The sequence below is a fragment of the Gemmobacter denitrificans genome (genome assembly GCF_036964905.1).
In the GTDB taxonomy this organism is placed as follows: Bacteria; Pseudomonadota; Alphaproteobacteria; order Rhodobacterales; family Rhodobacteraceae; genus Gemmobacter; species Gemmobacter denitrificans.
The window spans coordinates 54,762-71,376 of sequence record NZ_JBALHR010000002.1; the positions used below are offsets into that span (position 1 = coordinate 54,762).

12 protein-coding genes are annotated in these 16,615 nt (G+C 63.3%); 5 read left to right on the forward strand and 7 right to left on the reverse strand.

The features are described from left to right. Positions 1 to 57: 57 nt before the first annotated feature. A complete protein-coding gene (gcvP, locus tag V6590_RS03345; protein WP_335419536.1) occupies positions 58 to 2,898 on the forward strand; it encodes an aminomethyl-transferring glycine dehydrogenase in 2,841 nt (946 codons plus the stop codon). 45 nt (positions 2,899 to 2,943) lie between these two features. Here gcvP and V6590_RS03350 read toward each other — a convergent pair whose 3' ends face one another. The 5 genes from V6590_RS03350 to V6590_RS03370 all read right to left on the reverse strand — a co-directional run bounded on the left by V6590_RS03350 (position 2,944) and on the right by V6590_RS03370 (position 7,133). Beyond that, positions 2,944 to 3,390, reverse strand: coding sequence for a hypothetical protein (locus tag V6590_RS03350; protein WP_335419538.1), 447 nt, complete (start codon positions 3,388 to 3,390; stop codon positions 2,944 to 2,946). A gap of 78 nt (positions 3,391 to 3,468) precedes the next feature. Next, positions 3,469 to 5,112, reverse strand: coding sequence for a CTP synthase (gene pyrG / locus V6590_RS03355; protein WP_335419541.1), 1,644 nt, complete (start codon positions 5,110 to 5,112; stop codon positions 3,469 to 3,471). 158 nt (positions 5,113 to 5,270) lie between these two features. Next, entirely contained in the window at positions 5,271 to 5,675 is a 405-nt protein-coding gene (secG, locus tag V6590_RS03360; protein ID WP_335419544.1) for a preprotein translocase subunit SecG, read from the reverse strand. Positions 5,676 to 5,736: 61 nt separating this feature from the next. Beyond that, positions 5,737 to 6,798 (reverse strand): quinone-dependent dihydroorotate dehydrogenase, encoded by a 1,062-nt coding sequence (locus V6590_RS03365; RefSeq protein WP_335419547.1) that lies wholly within the window; start codon positions 6,796 to 6,798, stop codon positions 5,737 to 5,739. Beyond that, positions 6,795 to 7,133 (reverse strand): DUF952 domain-containing protein, encoded by a 339-nt coding sequence (locus V6590_RS03370; protein WP_335419549.1) that lies wholly within the window; start codon positions 7,131 to 7,133, stop codon positions 6,795 to 6,797. Before V6590_RS03370 ends, V6590_RS03365 begins: the two co-directional genes overlap by 4 nt. Positions 7,134 to 7,303: 170 nt before the next feature. Here V6590_RS03370 and V6590_RS03375 point away from each other — a divergent pair, with 170 nt between their 5' ends. From V6590_RS03375 to ribD, 3 genes are all read left to right on the forward strand, one after another. Then, a complete protein-coding gene (locus V6590_RS03375) occupies positions 7,304 to 8,887 on the forward strand; it encodes a bifunctional metallophosphatase/5'-nucleotidase (RefSeq protein WP_335419552.1) in 1,584 nt (527 codons plus the stop codon). A gap of 217 nt (positions 8,888 to 9,104) precedes the next feature. Continuing rightward, on the forward strand, positions 9,105 to 9,575 hold the full coding sequence (nrdR, locus tag V6590_RS03380) for a transcriptional regulator NrdR (RefSeq protein ID WP_335419555.1): 471 nt from the start codon (positions 9,105 to 9,107) through the stop codon (positions 9,573 to 9,575). Beyond that, positions 9,572 to 10,663 (forward strand): bifunctional diaminohydroxyphosphoribosylaminopyrimidine deaminase/5-amino-6-(5-phosphoribosylamino)uracil reductase RibD, encoded by a 1,092-nt coding sequence (ribD, locus tag V6590_RS03385; protein WP_335419557.1) that lies wholly within the window; start codon positions 9,572 to 9,574, stop codon positions 10,661 to 10,663. Before nrdR ends, ribD begins: the two co-directional genes overlap by 4 nt. A gap of 81 nt (positions 10,664 to 10,744) precedes the next feature. On the opposite strand, the gene V6590_RS03390 is transcribed toward ribD, so the two are convergent. Both V6590_RS03390 and V6590_RS03395 read right to left on the reverse strand, forming a co-directional pair. Further along, complete coding sequence (locus tag V6590_RS03390) at positions 10,745 to 12,088, reverse strand: trimethylamine monooxygenase (RefSeq protein WP_335419560.1); 1,344 nt, start codon at positions 12,086 to 12,088, stop codon at positions 10,745 to 10,747. 256 nt (positions 12,089 to 12,344) lie between these two features. Continuing rightward, positions 12,345 to 15,785 (reverse strand): pyruvate carboxylase, encoded by a 3,441-nt coding sequence (locus V6590_RS03395; RefSeq protein ID WP_335419563.1) that lies wholly within the window; start codon positions 15,783 to 15,785, stop codon positions 12,345 to 12,347. Between the two features lie 279 nt (positions 15,786 to 16,064). Between V6590_RS03395 and V6590_RS03400 the strand changes: the two genes are divergently transcribed. After that, positions 16,065 to 16,547 carry a DUF302 domain-containing protein gene (locus V6590_RS03400; RefSeq protein WP_335419566.1) on the forward strand — a complete coding sequence of 161 codons (483 nt, stop codon included), beginning with the start codon at positions 16,065 to 16,067 and terminating at the stop codon, positions 16,545 to 16,547. Positions 16,548 to 16,615: the final 68 nt, after the last annotated feature.

Here is a 16,615-nt window from a genome sequence, read left to right on the forward strand (position 1 = left end):
CAGGCGGCGGGGGCCTTTCCGGCACCCGCCCGGTTTCTCACATCCCGGAGCAAGGCCATGACCTTCACCCCGACCGACTATAACCCCTATGATTTTGCCAACCGCCGCCATATCGGCCCGTCCCCTGCCGAGATGGCCGAGATGCTGGAGGCCGTGGGCTGCGACAGGCTTGAACAGCTGATCGGGGAAACCATCCCCGCCTCCATCCGCCAGACCAAGCCCCTCGCATGGGCGCCGTTGTCGGAACATGAACTCCTCGCGAAAATGCGCGAGGTGGGGGCCAAGAACCGCGTGATGACCAGCCTGATCGGGCAGGGCTATTACGGCACCGTCACCCCGCCCGCGATCCAGCGCAACATTCTGGAAAACCCGGCCTGGTACACCGCCTATACCCCCTACCAGCCCGAAATCGCCCAAGGTCGGCTGGAGGCGCTGCTGAACTTCCAGACCATGGTCTGCGATCTGACGGGGCTCGATGTCGCCAATGCCTCGCTGCTGGATGAAAGCACCGCCGCCGCCGAGGCGATGACCATGGCCGAGCGGGTGTCGAAATCCAAGGCCCGCGCCTTTTTCATCGACGAAAACTGCCATCCCCAAACCATCGAGGTGATCCGCACCCGCGCCCTGCCGCTGGGGATCGAGATCCTCACCGGCGCCCCGGAAGCGCTTGACGCCACGCAGGTCTTTGGCGCGATCTTCCAATATCCCGGCACCTGGGGCCATGTCCGCGACCTCACGCCCTTTATCGAGAAGCTTCACGCCGCCAAGGCCGTGGCGGTGGTGGCGACCGACCTGCTGGCGCTGATGATGCTGAAAGCGCCGGGCGAGATGGGCGCCGATATCGCCGTGGGCTCGGCGCAGCGCTTTGGCGTGCCGATGGGCTATGGTGGCCCGCATGCCGCCTTCATGTCCTGCCGCGATGACTACAAGCGCAACATGCCGGGGCGCATCGTCGGCGTCTCGATCGACGCGCGTGGCAACAAGGCTTACCGCCTGTCGCTGCAAACCCGCGAACAGCATATCCGGCGCGAGAAGGCCACCTCCAACGTCTGCACCGCGCAGGCGCTGCTGGCCGTCATGGCCTCGATGTATGCCGTCTTCCACGGCCCCAAGGGCCTGCGCGCCATTGCCGAACGGGTGCATAGCTACACCATCCGCCTGGCTAAGGCGCTGCGCGCCGCTGGCGCCACCCTGCCGCCCAAGCATTTCTTCGACACGATCACGGTCGAGGTTGGCGTGGGGCAGGCGGGCATCCTCGCCGCCGCGCGGGCCGAGGGGCTGAACTTCCGCAAGGTGGGCAACGATCACGTCGGCATCAGCCTCGACGAGACCACCAATGAAGACGTGCTGCGCCGTGTGCTGCGCGCCTTCGGCATCCTGAACGCCCCGCTGCCCGAGGGCGATCTGGCCTTCCCGGAGGAACTCCTGCGCACCTCGGAGGTGCTCACCCACCCGGTCTTCCACATGAACCGCGCCGAATCCGAGATGATGCGCTACATGCGCCGCCTGTCGGACCGCGATCTGGCGCTCGACCGGGCGATGATCCCGCTCGGCTCCTGCACCATGAAGCTGAACGCCGCCGCCGAGATGATGCCGATCACCTGGCCCGAATTCGGCAGCCTGCATCCCTTCGTGCCCGCCGATCAGGCCGCAGGCTATGCCGAGGCGATTGCCGATCTGGCCGAAAAGCTGTGCGAAATCACCGGCTATGATGCCATGAGCATGCAGCCCAATTCCGGCGCGCAGGGCGAATATGCCGGGCTTCTGACCATTCAGGCCTATCATCGGTCGCGCGGCGATCATCAGCGCAAGGTCTGCCTGATCCCGGTCTCGGCCCATGGCACCAACCCGGCCTCTGCCCAGATGTGCGGCATGGAGGTGGTGGTGGTGAAATCCTCGCCCAATGGCGATGTGGATGTGGAAGATTTCCGCGCCAAGGCCGCCGAGGCGGGCGACCGTCTTGCCGCCTGCATGATCACTTACCCCTCCACCCATGGCGTGTTCGAGGAAACGGTGCGCGAGATTTGCGCCATCACCCATGAATTCGGTGGCCAGGTTTATATCGACGGCGCGAACATGAACGCCATGGTGGGTCTGGTGAAGCCCGGCGAGATCGGCGGCGATGTCAGCCACCTCAACCTGCACAAAACCTTCGCTATCCCGCATGGTGGCGGCGGCCCCGGCATGGGCCCGATTGGCGTGAAAGCCCATCTGGCCCCGCATCTGCCGGGCCACCCCGAGACCGGCGGTTCCGAAGGCCCGGTGTCGGCGGCGCCCTATGGCTCGGCCTCGATCCTGCTGATCTCCTGGGCCTATTGCCTGATGATGGGCGGCGAGGGGCTGACGCAAGCGACGCGCGTGGCGATCCTCAATGCCAATTACATCGCCGCCCGCCTGCGCGGCGCCTATCCGGTGCTGTTCATGGGCAATCGCGGCCGGGTCGCGCATGAATGCATCCTCGACACCCGCCCCTTTGCCGAACATGGCGTGACGGTGGATGACATCGCCAAACGCCTGATCGACAACGGCTTCCACGCCCCCACGATGAGCTGGCCGGTGGCGGGCACCCTGATGGTGGAGCCGACCGAGAGTGAGACCAAGGCCGAGATCGACCGTTTCATCACCGCCCTGCACGCCATCCGCGCCGAGATTGCGGCGGTGGAAGCAGGCGAGATTGCGGCCGAAGACAGCCCGCTGCGCCACGCGCCCCATACGGTCAACGATCTGGTGGCCGATTGGACGCGGAAATATAGCCGCGAACAGGGTTGCTTCCCGCCCGGCGCCTTCCGCGTGGACAAATACTGGCCGCCGGTGGGCCGCGTCGATAACGTCTATGGCGACCGCAACCTGATCTGCACCTGCCCGCCGGTGGAGGCCTACGCGCAAGCCGCCGAATAAGCGGCGACCCAATGCAACGGCCCCTTTCGCGGGGGCCGTTGTGTCTTAGTTGCAGATATGCTGATCGGTGCAGGACAGGCCCAGTTCCGCCACCAAATCGCGGATATCGGGCGATTGGGCATCCCAGACGCCCACGCTGCACAGATAGGACATGTGATCGCCCAGATAACTGGCCATCGGTGCGCGCCAGTCAGGCGAGGTGGCGATCATCTGTTCCGCCGTATAAAGCAGGTATTCGACATAGGCCGAATAGGCGGTGATGCGGGTCGGATCTTTCAGCGCGCAGAAATCGGCCTCGGCCAGCTCGGGCTTCTGCACGGTCAGGTTCAGAAATTCCCGATAGATTTCCCGCGCCGTCTGGTCGCGCTGGATGCGGTCGGCCTGCCCCACCTGATAGGGAATGACGATCAACGCGGTCAGCGCGGCAAAGGAAGTTGCCAGTCCACCGAGCGCAGACAGCGGTTCGGCATTGCGTTTCAGCCAATCGAACATGGGCACCCCCCGGTGAAATGGTCCATCACCGGATGGTGGTAACCTGATCTTGGGCAGAGGCAAAGAGTTTCGCCGCAGTCACACCAGACGGCTGACCCCGACCGCCGCTTCCACGAAGCTGGCAAACAGCGGATGGGGGGCGAAGGGTTTGGATTTCAGCTCGGGGTGGAACTGCACGCCGATATACCAGGGGTGGCCCTTCACCTCGACGATCTCGGGCAGGCGGCCATCGGGTGACATGCCAGAGAAGATCAGGCCACAGCTTTCCAGCTGTGCCTTGAACTGGGTGTCCACCTCATAGCGGTGGCGGTGGCGTTCCTCGATGCGGGTGCTGCCATAGATCTCGGCCACCTTGGACCCCGGCACCAGCGCCGCGTCATAGGCGCCTAGGCGCATGGTGCCGCCCTTGTCATCGCCCAGTTTCCGCGCGACGACATGGTTGCCCTGCACCCATTCCTTCAGGTGATAGACGACCGGGGTGAAGCGCTTGGCGCCGGCCTCGTGGTCGAACTCCTCCGACCCCGCATCCGACAGGCCCGCCAGATTGCGGGCGGCCTCGATCACCGCCATCTGCATGCCCAGGCAGATGCCCAGATAGGGGATGCCCTTCTCGCGGGCATATTGCGCCGCCTTGATCTTGCCCTCGGTGCCGCGTTCGCCAAAGCCGCCGGGCACCAGAATGGCCTGGAACCGCTCCAGATGCGGCGCAGGGTCTTCCTTTTCGAAGATTTCCGAATTGATCCATTCGGCCCGCACCTTCACGCGGTTGGCCATGCCCCCATGGGTCAGCGCCTCGGCGATGGATTTATAGGCATCTTCCAGCTGGGTATATTTGCCGACGATGGCCACGCGCACCTCGCCCTCGGGGTTGGTGATGCGGTCCATCACATCTTCCCAGCGGGCGAGGTTGGGCTTGGGTGCCGGTTCGATGCCGAAGGCGTTCAGCACCGCCTGATCGAGGCCCGCGCGGTGATAGGCCAGCGGCGCCTCATAGATGGTTTTCAGATCATAGGCGGGCACCACCGCCTGTTTGCGCACATTGCAGAACAGGGCGATCTTTTCCAGCTCCCGCTCCGGGATCGGGTGTTCGCTGCGGCAGACCAGCACATCGGGGGCGAGGCCGATGGATTGCAGCTCCTTCACCGAGTGCTGGGTGGGTTTGGTCTTCAACTCGCCGCTGGCTGCCAGATAGGGCAGGAGAGTGAGGTGCATCAGGATGCATTCGCCGCGCGGACGCTCGTGGATGAATTGGCGGATCGCCTCGAAGAAGGGCAGGCCTTCGATATCGCCCACGGTGCCGCCGATTTCGCACAGCATGAAATCGCATTCGGATTCGCCAATGCGCAGGAAATCCTTGATTTCATTGGTCACATGGGGGACGACCTGAATGGTCTTGCCCAGGTAATCGCCGCGGCGCTCTTTCTCCAGCACGTTGGAATAGATGCGGCCCGAGGAGATGGAATCGGTCTTGCGGGCGGATACGCCGGTGAAGCGCTCGTAATGGCCGAGGTCGAGATCGGTCTCGGCGCCGTCATCGGTGACAAAGACCTCGCCATGTTCGAACGGCGACATGGTGCCGGGATCGACGTTCAGATAGGGGTCGAGCTTGCGCAGGCGGACCGAATAGCCGCGCGCCTGCAACAGGGCGCCAAGCGCGGCAGAGGCCAGCCCCTTGCCGAGGGAGGACACCACGCCACCGGTGATGAAGATATAACGTGCCATGCGGTGAACCCCCGTGAAAATCGATCTGGATTTGACGATTCGCCCCTTGGGAATCGCAGCATCACGGGATTTGAGCCTTAGCCGCTTTCGGACAAAGGCGCAAGGTCCAGTCTATATCCTGCGGCTGGGCCGGAGCGGGGCCCGATGGATAGTGGCGATCAGTTGCCAGCGGCGGGTGCTGCCGGGGCAGGTACGCTGCCTTCGGCCGGCAGGTCTGCGCGCGGCGGGGCCAGCGGGGCATCGGTTGTCGTGGGCGGCAGAAGGTCGCTGCCCAGCGGTGCCGGCGCGGCCGGGGCCTGCGCTGGTGCCGTGCCACCGATCTGATCCACCACCGACCCGTCGGCATTGCGCGCGGCAAGGATCGTCAGCGTGAGCGAAGTCACGATGAAGGCGCTGGCAAGGATCCAGGTCAGCTTAGTCAGGGCATTGGCGGCACCCCGTGCGGAAATCGCGCCGCCGCCACCGCCCATCCCGAGACCGCCGCCTTCGGAGCGTTGCAGAAGCACGACGCCGATAAGCAGAAGCGCAAGGATCAGGTGGATGGTGAGGATGACGTTTTCCATGGTCCTGCCGTTCAGGTGCTGACGCGCCTATCTAGGCGGAAGGGCCGGGGGGCGCAAGCCCTCAGAGCCAGTCGCCACGCCCACTTCCCACCGCATCGGCGATCCTGGCGAACCCGGCCTGCGCCGCCAGCGCATCCAGACCGCGCGCAAGGCGGGGCACCAGCGACAGGCCTTCATAGACCATGGCCGAATAGACCTGCACTGCGCTGGCCCCGGCGCGGATCTTTTCCCATGCCTGTTCGGGGGTGGAAATCCCGCCAACGCCCACCAGCGGCAAGCGCCCTTCGGTCAATTGCGACAGTTGCGCAAGAACGCGGGTCGATTTTTCAAACAACGGTGCGCCCGACAGGCCACCGGCTTCGGACCGATGCGCCGAGTGCAGCCCGTCGCGCGACAGGGTGGTATTGGTGGCGATGATGCCTGAAATGCCGGAGGCCAGCGCCACTTCGGCCACATCGGCCAGATCGTCGGGCGAAAGATCTGGTGCGATCTTCAGGAAGACCGGGACAGGACGTTCCAGCCCCGCGCGCACCTCCATCACCCCCGCCAGCAGCGCCGACAGTGCGGCCCGGCCCTGCAGATCGCGCAGTTTTTCGGTATTGGGCGAACTGACATTTACCGTGGCGAAATCGATATGCGGGCCGCAGGTCGCCAGGACCTCGGCGAAATCTGCTGCGCGGTCGGTGCTGTCCTTGTTGGCCCCGAGATTGAGCCCCACCGGTATGCCGCCCTTCGGGCGCAGCGCCAGCCGTGCGGAAATCGCGCAGGCCCCTTCATTGTTGAAGCCGAACCGGTTGATGACGGCGCGATCCTCGGTCAGGCGAAACAGGCGTGGTTGCGGATTGCCCGGCTGCGGGCGCGGGGTCGCAGCCCCCACTTCCACAAACCCGAAACCGGCACGCATCAGTGCTGCCACCGCCTCGGCATTCTTGTCATAACCCGCTGCCAACCCCACCGGATTGGCCAGCCGCAGCCCCGCCAGATCGGTTTTCAGCCGGTCTGACGTGACCACACCGGGAAGCGGCGCCAACCCGGCCCGCAGGGCCATGAGCGACAGGCCATGCGCCTTTTCCGGGTCAAGCCGGTGAAGGGCGCAAAGCCCCAGCCTTTCGATCAGGGTCATATCACGCCCTCGGGGAAGATATGGCCGGTCACGCCGAGCGGCAGGGATTTGTCCCAAACCACATCGGACAGGCGCAAGCTGCGATAAAGATGCGGGAACAACGCGCCCCCACGCGATTCTTCCCATTTCAGCGCAGGCCCCAGGGGCTCGGCCCGCACGGCCACCAGCACCAGATCGCTTTCATGGGCAAACCACTTGGCGGCGGTTTCGGTCACCTGGGCTGCGGTGGAAAAATGGATGTAACCATCTGCCAGATCAATCGGCGCACCGGCAGTTTCACCAGCGGCACGGAAGGCATCCCATTCGGGGCGGCGGAGGATCTTGTAGATCAGCATGCGGCTTCCATGCACCGCGCAAGCGTTTTGGTCAATGGTTTCCGGCCATGCGCGGAAAATCGCCATCTGTCACGCGGATGTCATTTGTGCCGAGGACAAGCCTCGCAAGCGCTTTGACAGCCGCAAGTTGAAGCGCCAGTCTGACCATCTGAACCAAACCGGAGGTTTCCATGTTTGCCCGATTCCTGCACTCTGCCGCGGCGCTTGCGCTCTGCACGGGGGCGGCCCAGGCCGATTTCACGCTTCATGTCCTGCATGTGAACGATTTCCATTCCCGGATCGAACCCATCAACAAATATGACAGCACCTGCACCGAAAAGGACGCTGCCGAGGACGGGTGCTTCGGGGGCGTGGCCCGGATGGCAGCCAAGATCAACGCGCTGCGCGACCAGATCAAGGCCGAGGGCGGCAATGTGATCGTGCTGGATGCGGGTGATCAATCGCAGGGCAGCCTGATGTTCACCACCTACAAGGGCGTGGCCGAGGCCGAATTCATGGGCGCCATCGGCTTTGACGCCATGGCGCTTGGCAATCACGAATTCGACAATGGTCCGGAGGGCGTGCTGCCCTTCCTCGACAAGGCCAATACCAAACTGGTGTCAGGCAATCTGGATTTCAGCCAGAACAACCTGCTGGCGGGCAAGGTGAACAAGCATCTGGTGCTGGACGTGGGCGGCGAGAAGATCGGCATCGTCTCGGCGCTGGCAACCGATACGCCTGAGACCGCAAGCCCTGGCAAAACCATCATTTTCCGCGATGACATCGACAGCCTGAAAGGCGATGTGGCCGAACTGGAGGCGCAGGGCGTGACCAAGATCCTGGCGCTGACCCATGTGGGCTACAAGCGCGATCAGGAAATCGCGGCGGCGGTGCCGGGCCTTGATGCCGTGGTGGGGGGCCATTCCCATACGCTTTTGTCCAACACCGATGAAAAGGCCGCCGGTCCCTATCCGACGATGGTGGGTGCCGTGCCGGTGGTGCAGGCCTATGCCTATTCGAAGTATCTGGGCCATCTGATCCTGACTTTCGATGATGCGGGCGTGTTGAAAGAAGCCAAGGGCGAACCGATCCTGCTGGATCAATCCATCGCGCCCGATCCGGCGCTGGAAGCCAAGGTGAAGGACTTGGCAGGCCCGATCGAAGAGCTGAAATCGAAGGTCGTGGCCGAAACCGCCGCCGCCATCGACGGGTCACGCGATGCTTGCCGGGCGGTGGAATGCGCGATGGGCAATCTGGTGGCCGAGGCGATGCTGGACCGGGTGAAGGATCAGGGCGTGCAGATCGCCATCGCCAATGGCGGCGGCCTGCGTTCCAGCATTGACGCGGGCGAAGTGACCATGGGCGAAGTGCTGACCGTGCTGCCGTTCCAGAACACCCTGTCCACCTTCACTGTAACCGGTGCGACGGTCATCGCGGCGCTGGAAAATGGCGTCAGCCAGATCGAGGATGGCGGCGGGCGGTTTCCGCAGGTTGCCGGGATGAAGTACACGTTCGATCCGGCGGCCCCGGCGGGCAGCCGTGTCTCCGATGTGATGGTCAAAGAGGGCGACGGTTTTGTCGCCATTGATCCGGCCAAGGACTATCTGGCGGTTTCGAACAACTATGTCCGGGGTGGCGGCGATGGCTACAAGATGTTCATCGATGCCAAGGATGCCTATGATTTTGGTCCCGATCTGGCCGATGTGACGGCGGAATATCTGGCCAAGACCGGCCCCTATACCCCCTTCACCGACGGGCGCATCACGCGCAAGTAACGGAATTCCGGCGAAAAACACCTGGCGCGCAGGGCAACCTGCGCGCCTTTGTGCTGCCCGGGGCCTGAGTCCGCGCCGCCACAGTGCGCGGCCCCAATATGCGGTGGTCGGAAATTCCCGCTATGCAAGACCTGCCATGGCTTGCTAGGGTCTGTGGATAACTGGGGCATAGACCCCGGACCGAGGCAGTACAGTCAAGACACGAAAGGGGACGGCCATGCGCTGCCCATTCTGCGGCAATATCGATACCCAGGTGAAGGACAGCCGCCCGGCCGAGGATCACGTTTCGATCCGCCGCCGCCGCTTTTGCCCGGCCTGTGGCGGAAGGTTCACCACCTATGAACGGGTGCAATTGCGCGATCTGGTGGTCATCAAGACGTCGGGCAAGCGCGAGGATTTCGACCGTGACAAGCTGGAACGGTCGATCCGCATCGCCATGCAGAAGCGCCCCATCGTGCCCGAACGCATCGACCAGATGATTTCCGGCATCGTGCGGCGGCTTGAATCGCTGGGGGAAACCGACATTCCCAGCCGCACCATCGGCGAAATCGTGATGGAGAGCCTGGCACGGATCGACACCGTGGCCTATGTGCGCTTCGCCAGTGTTTACAAGAACTTCCAAGCGGCGGACGATTTCGACAAATTCGTTTCGGAACTGCGCCCGCATCAGGGCACCTCGGAAGAGTGAGCGACGAAAGCCATATGCGCGCGGCCCTGGCGCTGGCCGCGCGGGGATTGGGCAATACATGGCCCAATCCGGCGGTCGGCTGTATCCTGCTGGCTGCGAATGGCCGGGTTGTGGGCCGCGGCTGGACCCAGCCGGGCGGCAGGCCCCATGCCGAACGGCGGGCGCTGGATCAGGCGGGGGCGGCCGCACGCGGTGCCACGGCCTATGTCACGCTGGAACCCTGTGCCCATCACGGCCATACCCCGCCCTGCGCTGAAGGTCTGATCGCGGCCGGGGTCGCGCGGGTCGTCACGGCCCTGACGGACCCTGATCCGCGTGTGGCGGGGCGGGGCCATGCCATGCTGCGCGCAGCCGGGATTGCGGTGACCGAGGGCATATGCGGCCCCGAGGCACGGGCGCTGAACGCAGGGTTTCTCAAACGCGTCGAACAGGGCCTGCCTTTCGTGACGCTCAAGCTGGCGACCACGCTGGATGGCCGGATCGCCACAGCCGGTGGCGAAAGTCGCTGGATCACGGCGGGTCAGGCCCGGCGCGCGGTGCATGCGATGCGACTGGCGCATGATGCGGTGATGGTCGGGGCAGGGACCGCCCTGGCTGATGACCCCGACCTGACAGTGCGTGACATGGGCGCGGCGCATCAACCGCTGCGCATCGTGTTGGACAGCCATCTGCGCCACAGCCCGGACAGCCGCCTTGGACGCAGTGCCCGAGCGGTGCCTGTCTGGATGGTTCATGGACCCGAGGCCGCCGCCGCCGCACGGGCGGCCTGGGCCGCAACCGGGGCAGAGGTGATCGAGATTGCCACCACGACGGGTGGGTCCATCGACCTGCGCATGGCTTTGTCTGCGCTGGCGGCGCGTGGCCTGACGCGCATCTTCTGCGAAGGGGGCGGCACTTTGGCCGCAGGGTTGATCCGGGCCGGGCTGGTGGATGAGCTGGCGCATTTATCGGCTGGTTGCCTGATCGGGGCCGAAGGCCTCCCGTCGCTGGCCGGGTTGGGTCTGCAGGCGCTGTCAGAGGCCCCGCGCCTGCGCCTGATCGGCGTCGAAGCGGTTGGGCCGGATGTGCTGACCCGCTGGGCCATCTGACCCGTTTGTCATCCGTGGTTATGCCAAAGGAAAAAGCCCCGGAGCATGCTCCGGGGCCAGTCCCTGCGCAGACGAGGGGTGTCAGTTGCGCAGGTAACTCTCCATGCTGTCTTCCAACGCGTCTTTCCAGGGCGTGTGATGGACCGGGGCCATGGTGCCCGTGATCACCGACCGATAGGCATTGTTGCGGAAGGCCATGATGTCTTCCTTCTTGTGGTCCTTCCATTCGAAGAAAGCCTCGCAGGCGCCATCGACATCGAAGGAGGGATAATCGGTTTCGCCGATCAGCTCCTTCACATAATCGCCCTGATAATGAATGGCGTCATGGGCATCCTGCCCGGCATCTTCGGCAGCCACACGATCGGTCACGTCCTTTTCCAGCGCGGCCTTGTCGGCGGGGATGGCGATGCGGCCCATGATGGCATCCCGCACCCACCAGGCCTGGGCATCGAACATGTTGAAGGTGAACCACTGGTCCTGCATGCCAAGGTAGAACAGCTTTGGATTATGGACCCATGCCACGCCCTTGTAGAGATCGGCCGTCGCCAGCCGGTTTGCCGTCTTCAGGCGCAGGTCATCGGGCAGGAAGGGGAAGTGGTGCTTGTATCCGGTACACAGGATCACCGCATCGACCTTCTTGCTGGTCCCATCTGCGAAATAGGCGGTGGTTTCATCCATCCGTTCCAGCCGCGGCACTTCTTTCCAGTTGTCGGGCCATTTGAATCCCATCGGCGCGTTGCGATAGGCAACGGTGATCGATTTGGCCCCGTATTTCCAGCACTGGCTGCCGATATCCTCGGCCGAATAGCTTGACCCCAGCAGCAGCAGATCCTTGCCGGCAAATTCACGCGCATCGCGGAAGTCATGGGCATGCAGCACACGGCCATTGAATTTGTCGAAACCCGGATATTCCGGCACATTCGGCACCGAGAAATGGCCCGAGGCGACGACCACATGGTCGAATTCCTCGTCATACATCCGGTCGGCCTTCAGATCATGCGCCGTGACAGTGAAGGTGCTGGTCGCTTCGTGGTATTTCACCATGCGGATGGTGGTTTCAAAGCGGATCCAGTCGCGGACACCGGCCTTTTTCACCCGGCCTTCGATATAGTCGAACAGCACGGCGCGCGGCGGGTAGCTGGCGATCTGCTTGCCGAAATGTTCCTCAAAGGAATAATCGGCAAATTCCAGACCTTCCTTCGGGCCGTTCGACCACAGGTAGCGATACATCGAGCAATGCACCGGTTCGCCATGTTCATCGAGACCCGTGCGCCAGGTGTAGTTCCACAAGCCGCCCCAGTTCGATTGCTTTTCAAAGCAGACCACCTCGGGGATTTCGGCCCCTTTTGCCTTGGCAGACTGGAAGGCGCGCAGCATGGCAAGGCCTGAAGGCCCGGCTCCGATGACGGCGACACGTTTGGTCATTTGGCTCTCCTTGTTGGGGATGGTGCGTCGTTCGCGCGGCGCTGATATTTCCTGTAGGTAAAGAGATTCTGCGGTCTGTGTCAAATAATCTTCATTTAGGGAAACAAAATTTTCTTACAGGAAGATGGCGCTGCCTGTTTCACGGGCAAAGGGGCTCGGGCCTACCGGCACAAACCTGGTTGCACCGGGGCACAGAACGAAAAAGGGCGCCCCCGAAAGGACGCCCCCAAGACGGCAATCTGATCAGGTCCTCAGGTCATTCCAGTTCGACCAGCAGGTCTTTCGCATCGATCTGACTGCCGGCATGGACATGCAGGGCCTTGACCGTGGCTTCACGATCGGCATGCAGGCCGGTTTCCATCTTCATCGCCTCGATGGTCAACAGCAGGTCGCCCGCGCGCACCTTCTGCCCGACCGATACGGTGACACTGGCGATGGAGCCGGGCATCGGGGCACCGATGTGGTTGGGGTTGGCAGCATCGGCCTTGGGTTTGGCGGCGGTCTTGGCCTTGATCGCGCGGTTCGGCACCCGGATCACCCGGGGCTGGCCATTGAGTTCGAAGAAAACCTTCGCCTCGCCCTCATCGGTGGTTTCGCCCACCGCCTGCAGCCGGATTTCCAGCGTCTTGCCGGGGTCGATTTCGGCAGTGATTTCCTCGCCCGGTTCCATGCCATAGAAGAAGGTCCGCGTCGGCAATGTGCGCACCGGGCCATACAGGCGGTGGCGGCCCATGTAATCCAGGAATACCTTGGGATACATCAGATAGCCGTTCAGGTCTTCGTCATCGACCTTGAACCCGTTCAGTTCCGCCGAGACCTTTTCGCGCACTGCTTCCAGATCGACCGGGGCCACATCTGCACCAGGGCGGGTGGTAAGCGGGGTTTCCCCTTTCAGCACCTTCTGCTGAATGGCGGCGGGCCAGCCCCCCGGGGGCTGCCCCAGATTGCCCTTCATCATGTCCACGACCGAGTCGGGGAAGGCCACATCGACCGCCGGGTCTTCGACCTGTGCCCGGCTCAGGTTCTGCGCCACCATCATCAGCGCCATGTCGCCCACCACCTTGGACGAAGGGGTCACCTTCACGATATCGCCAAAGATCTGGTTGGCATCGGCATAGGCCTGCGCCACTTCGGGCCAGCGCTCCTCCAGACCCAGGCTGCGGGCCTGCGCCTTGAGATTGGTGAATTGCCCGCCCGGCATTTCGTGCAGATAGACCTCGGACGCCGGCGCCGCCGTGCCGCTTTCAAAGGCGGCGTATTGGGCCCGGACATGTTCCCAGTAATTCGACAGTTCGCGCACGGCGCCGATATCCAGCCCGGTATCGCGTTCGGTATGGCGCAATGCCTCGACAATGGACCCAAGGCAGGGCTGCGAGGTGCCGCCCGAGAAGGCATCCATCGCGGCATCCACCGCATCGACACCCGCATCACAGGCCGCCAGAACCGTGGCTGCCGCCGCGCCGCTGGTATCATGGGTGTGGAAATGGATCGGCAGGCCGACTTCCTGCTTCAACGCCTTGACCAGCACCCGGGCGGCTGCGGGTTTCAGCAGCCCCGCCATATCCTTCAGCCCCAGAACATGCGCCCCGGCGGCCTTCAACTCGCGCCCCATGGCGACATAGTATTTCAGGTCATACTTTGACCGCGCCGGATCGAGCAGATCGCCGGTATAGCAGATGGTGCCTTCCAGCAGCTTGTTGGCCTCCAGCACCGCATCCATGGCCACACGCATGTTTTCCACCCAGTTCAGGCTGTCAAACACGCGGAACACATCCACCCCGGTGGTGGCAGCCTGTTTCACGAAGGCCTGCACCACATTGTCGGGATATGTGGTGTAGCCCACACCATTGGCCCCGCGCAGCAGCATCTGCGTCATCAGGTTGGGCATGGCGGCGCGCAGGTCGCGCAGGCGCTGCCAGGGACATTCCTGCAGGAAGCGATAAGCCACGTCAAAGGTTGCGCCCCCCCAGCATTCCACCGAAAACAGTTGCGGCAGGTTGGCGGCATAGGCGGGGGCGACGCGGATCATGTCGATCGAACGCATGCGGGTGGCCAGCAGCGACTGGTGGCCGTCGCGCATGGTGGTATCGGTCAGCAGAACCTTCTGCTGCGCCTTCATCCAGTCGGCCACCGCCTGCGGGCCCTTCTGTTCCAGCAGGTTGCGCGTTCCCATCGCGGGTTCGGCGCGCGGGGCAGGGGCCTTGGGCGTCTTCACCTCGGCATGTGGTTTGGGGCGGCCGGCGGTTTCGGGATGCCCGTTCACCGTGATGTCGGCGATATAGGTCAGGATCTTGGTCGCCCGGTCGCGGCGTTTCTTGAACTGGAACAGTTCGGGCGTCGTGTCGATGAACTTGGTGGTGTAGGTGTCATCAAGGAAGGTCGGGTGCTTCAGCAGGTTGATGACGAATTCGATATTCGTGCTGACGCCGCGGATGCGGAATTCACGCAGCGCCCGATCCATCCGCGCGATGGCCTTTTCCGGCGTCTGGGCATGCGCGGTGACCTTGACCAGCAGAGAATCGTAATAGCGGGTGACCACCGATCCGGCATAGGCCGTGCCGCCATCCAGGCGGATGCCATTGCCCGTGGCGCTGCGATAGGCGGTGATGCGGCCATAGTCGGGGATGAAGTTGTTCTGCGGGTCTTCGGTAGTGACCCGGCACTGCAGCGCATGGCCGTTCAGCCGCACGTCTGTCTGGCTGGCCACGCCGGTCGCCTCGGCCAGGGTCTTGCCTTCGGCAATCAGGATCTGGGCCTGCACGATGTCGATGCCGGTCACCTCTTCAGTGACGGTATGTTCCACCTGCACGCGGGGGTTCACTTCGATGAAGTAGAACTTGCCGTCATCCATATCCATCAGGAATTCGACAGTGCCCGCACATTCGTAATTCACATGGGCACAGATCTTGCGGCCCAGTTCGCAGATTTCTGCCCGCTGATCTTCGGTCAGATAGGGGGCTGGCGCGCGTTCCACGACCTTCTGGTTGCGGCGCTGCACGGTGCAATCGCGTTCATACAAGTGGTAGATTTCGCCATGCTTGTCGCCCAGGATCTGCACCTCGACATGGCGGGCGCGCAGGATCATCTTTTCCAGATAGCCCTCGCCATTGCCAAAGGCGGCCTCGGCCTCGCGGCGGCCCTCCAGGACCTTGGCCTCCAACTCGTCCGGGCCCATGATCGGGCGCATCCCGCGCCCGCCGCCGCCCCAGCTGGCCTTGAGCATCAGAGGAAAGCCGATCTCGGCGGCTTCCTTGCGGATGGCATCAAAGTCGCTGCCCAGAACTTCGGTCGCCGGGATGACCGGCACACCGGCCTGAATGGCCACGCGCCGGGCCGAAGCCTTGTCGCCAAGCGCGCGCATGGTTTCGGCGCGGGGGCCGATGAAGGTGATGCCATTCGTCTCGCAGGCTTCGACGAATTCGGGATTTTCCGACAAAAGCCCATAGCCCGGATGGATCGCATCCGCCCCTGATGCCTTGGCCACCCGGATGATTTCGGCAATCGACAGATAGGCGCCGACGGGCGACAGGCCCTGCCCGATCAGATAGGCCTCGTCCGCCTTGAAGCGGTGCAGGGACAGCTTGTCCTCCTCCGCATAGACCGCGACGGTCTTTTTCCCCATCTCGTTCGCAGCCCGCATCACGCGAATTGCGATTTCGCCACGATTGGCGACAAGGATCTTGCGGAATTCAGGCATCGGCGTCCCTCCGGTGCAGGTGGTCAGAAATTCGGGCCACTCTAGGGGTGCCGCACTGCAGCGCAAGGGTGGTATGCGACAGAATTGCGAAGTTTTGCGAAATATTCAGTCGGGCTTTGCAGTTGCAAAGCAACTCCTGCGAAGCAGGCAATGTTAGCGGTAACATTTTGTTTGCGCAAACATCACATTGGCGTCGGTCACGCAGGGGTGACTCCCCATCCCGCTGCCAACGTGCATTGCTGAGCCATATCCCCGTTTCATATTGTCCGGAGACTGCCGATGCGTCACCTTGCCCTGCTGCTTGCCCTGTGTCCCACCCTTGTCATGGCTGAAACCCCGGTGATTGCGCCGATGACGAACCGCGACGGTTGGCGGGTGATCGACAGCGCCAAACCCTACGCGGTTCTGGTGGATGCGCTGAAATCCGCGACGGGCGACAGCCCGCTGCGCGTGGTGACCGAGGCCGGTCCGACCGAAGCCGCCAGGAAGCTGGATGTGATCTTGCCCGGCAACCGGGTGATCGGTGTTTTTGCGCCGCAATATGCGGTGCGTATCCTGCCGCTTTCGACCGCTGCCATGATCGAGGCGCCGATCCGGTTCTATGTTACCGAAGATGCCGACGGATCGGCCACGCTGGCGTGGAAAACCCCCAGCCATGTCTTTGCGCCCTACATGCCCGAAGGTGGCGATGAACTGGCTGCCATCGCCGCCGAACTCGATGCCCATTTTGACGCCATTGCCAAAGTTGCCACTGCTGAATAGGCCGGATGACAAATTTTCGGAACGGACAGAGAACACTTCTTCCCCTTCCGCTGCAATGGCGCTAGCTT

Excerpts from the sequence above, each read along its gene's own strand:
- gcvP (WP_335419536.1), top strand. The coding sequence starts at position 58 with ATGACCTTCACCCCGACCGACTATAACCCCTATGATTTTGCCAACCGC.
- V6590_RS03350 (WP_335419538.1), bottom strand. The coding sequence starts at position 3,390 with ATGTTCGATTGGCTGAAACGCAATGCCGAACCGCTGTCTGCGCTCGGT.
- pyrG (WP_335419541.1), bottom strand. The coding sequence starts at position 5,112 with ATGGCACGTTATATCTTCATCACCGGTGGCGTGGTGTCCTCCCTCGGC.
- secG (WP_335419544.1), bottom strand. The coding sequence starts at position 5,675 with ATGGAAAACGTCATCCTCACCATCCACCTGATCCTTGCGCTTCTGCTT.
- V6590_RS03365 (WP_335419547.1), bottom strand. The coding sequence starts at position 6,798 with ATGACCCTGATCGAAAGGCTGGGGCTTTGCGCCCTTCACCGGCTTGAC.
- V6590_RS03370 (WP_335419549.1), bottom strand. The coding sequence starts at position 7,133 with ATGCTGATCTACAAGATCCTCCGCCGCCCCGAATGGGATGCCTTCCGT.
- V6590_RS03375 (WP_335419552.1), top strand. The coding sequence starts at position 7,304 with ATGTTTGCCCGATTCCTGCACTCTGCCGCGGCGCTTGCGCTCTGCACG.
- nrdR (WP_335419555.1), top strand. The coding sequence starts at position 9,105 with ATGCGCTGCCCATTCTGCGGCAATATCGATACCCAGGTGAAGGACAGC.
- V6590_RS03390 (WP_335419560.1), bottom strand. The coding sequence starts at position 12,088 with ATGACCAAACGTGTCGCCGTCATCGGAGCCGGGCCTTCAGGCCTTGCC.
- V6590_RS03395 (WP_335419563.1), bottom strand. The coding sequence starts at position 15,785 with ATGCCTGAATTCCGCAAGATCCTTGTCGCCAATCGTGGCGAAATCGCA.
- V6590_RS03400 (WP_335419566.1), top strand. The coding sequence starts at position 16,065 with ATGCGTCACCTTGCCCTGCTGCTTGCCCTGTGTCCCACCCTTGTCATG.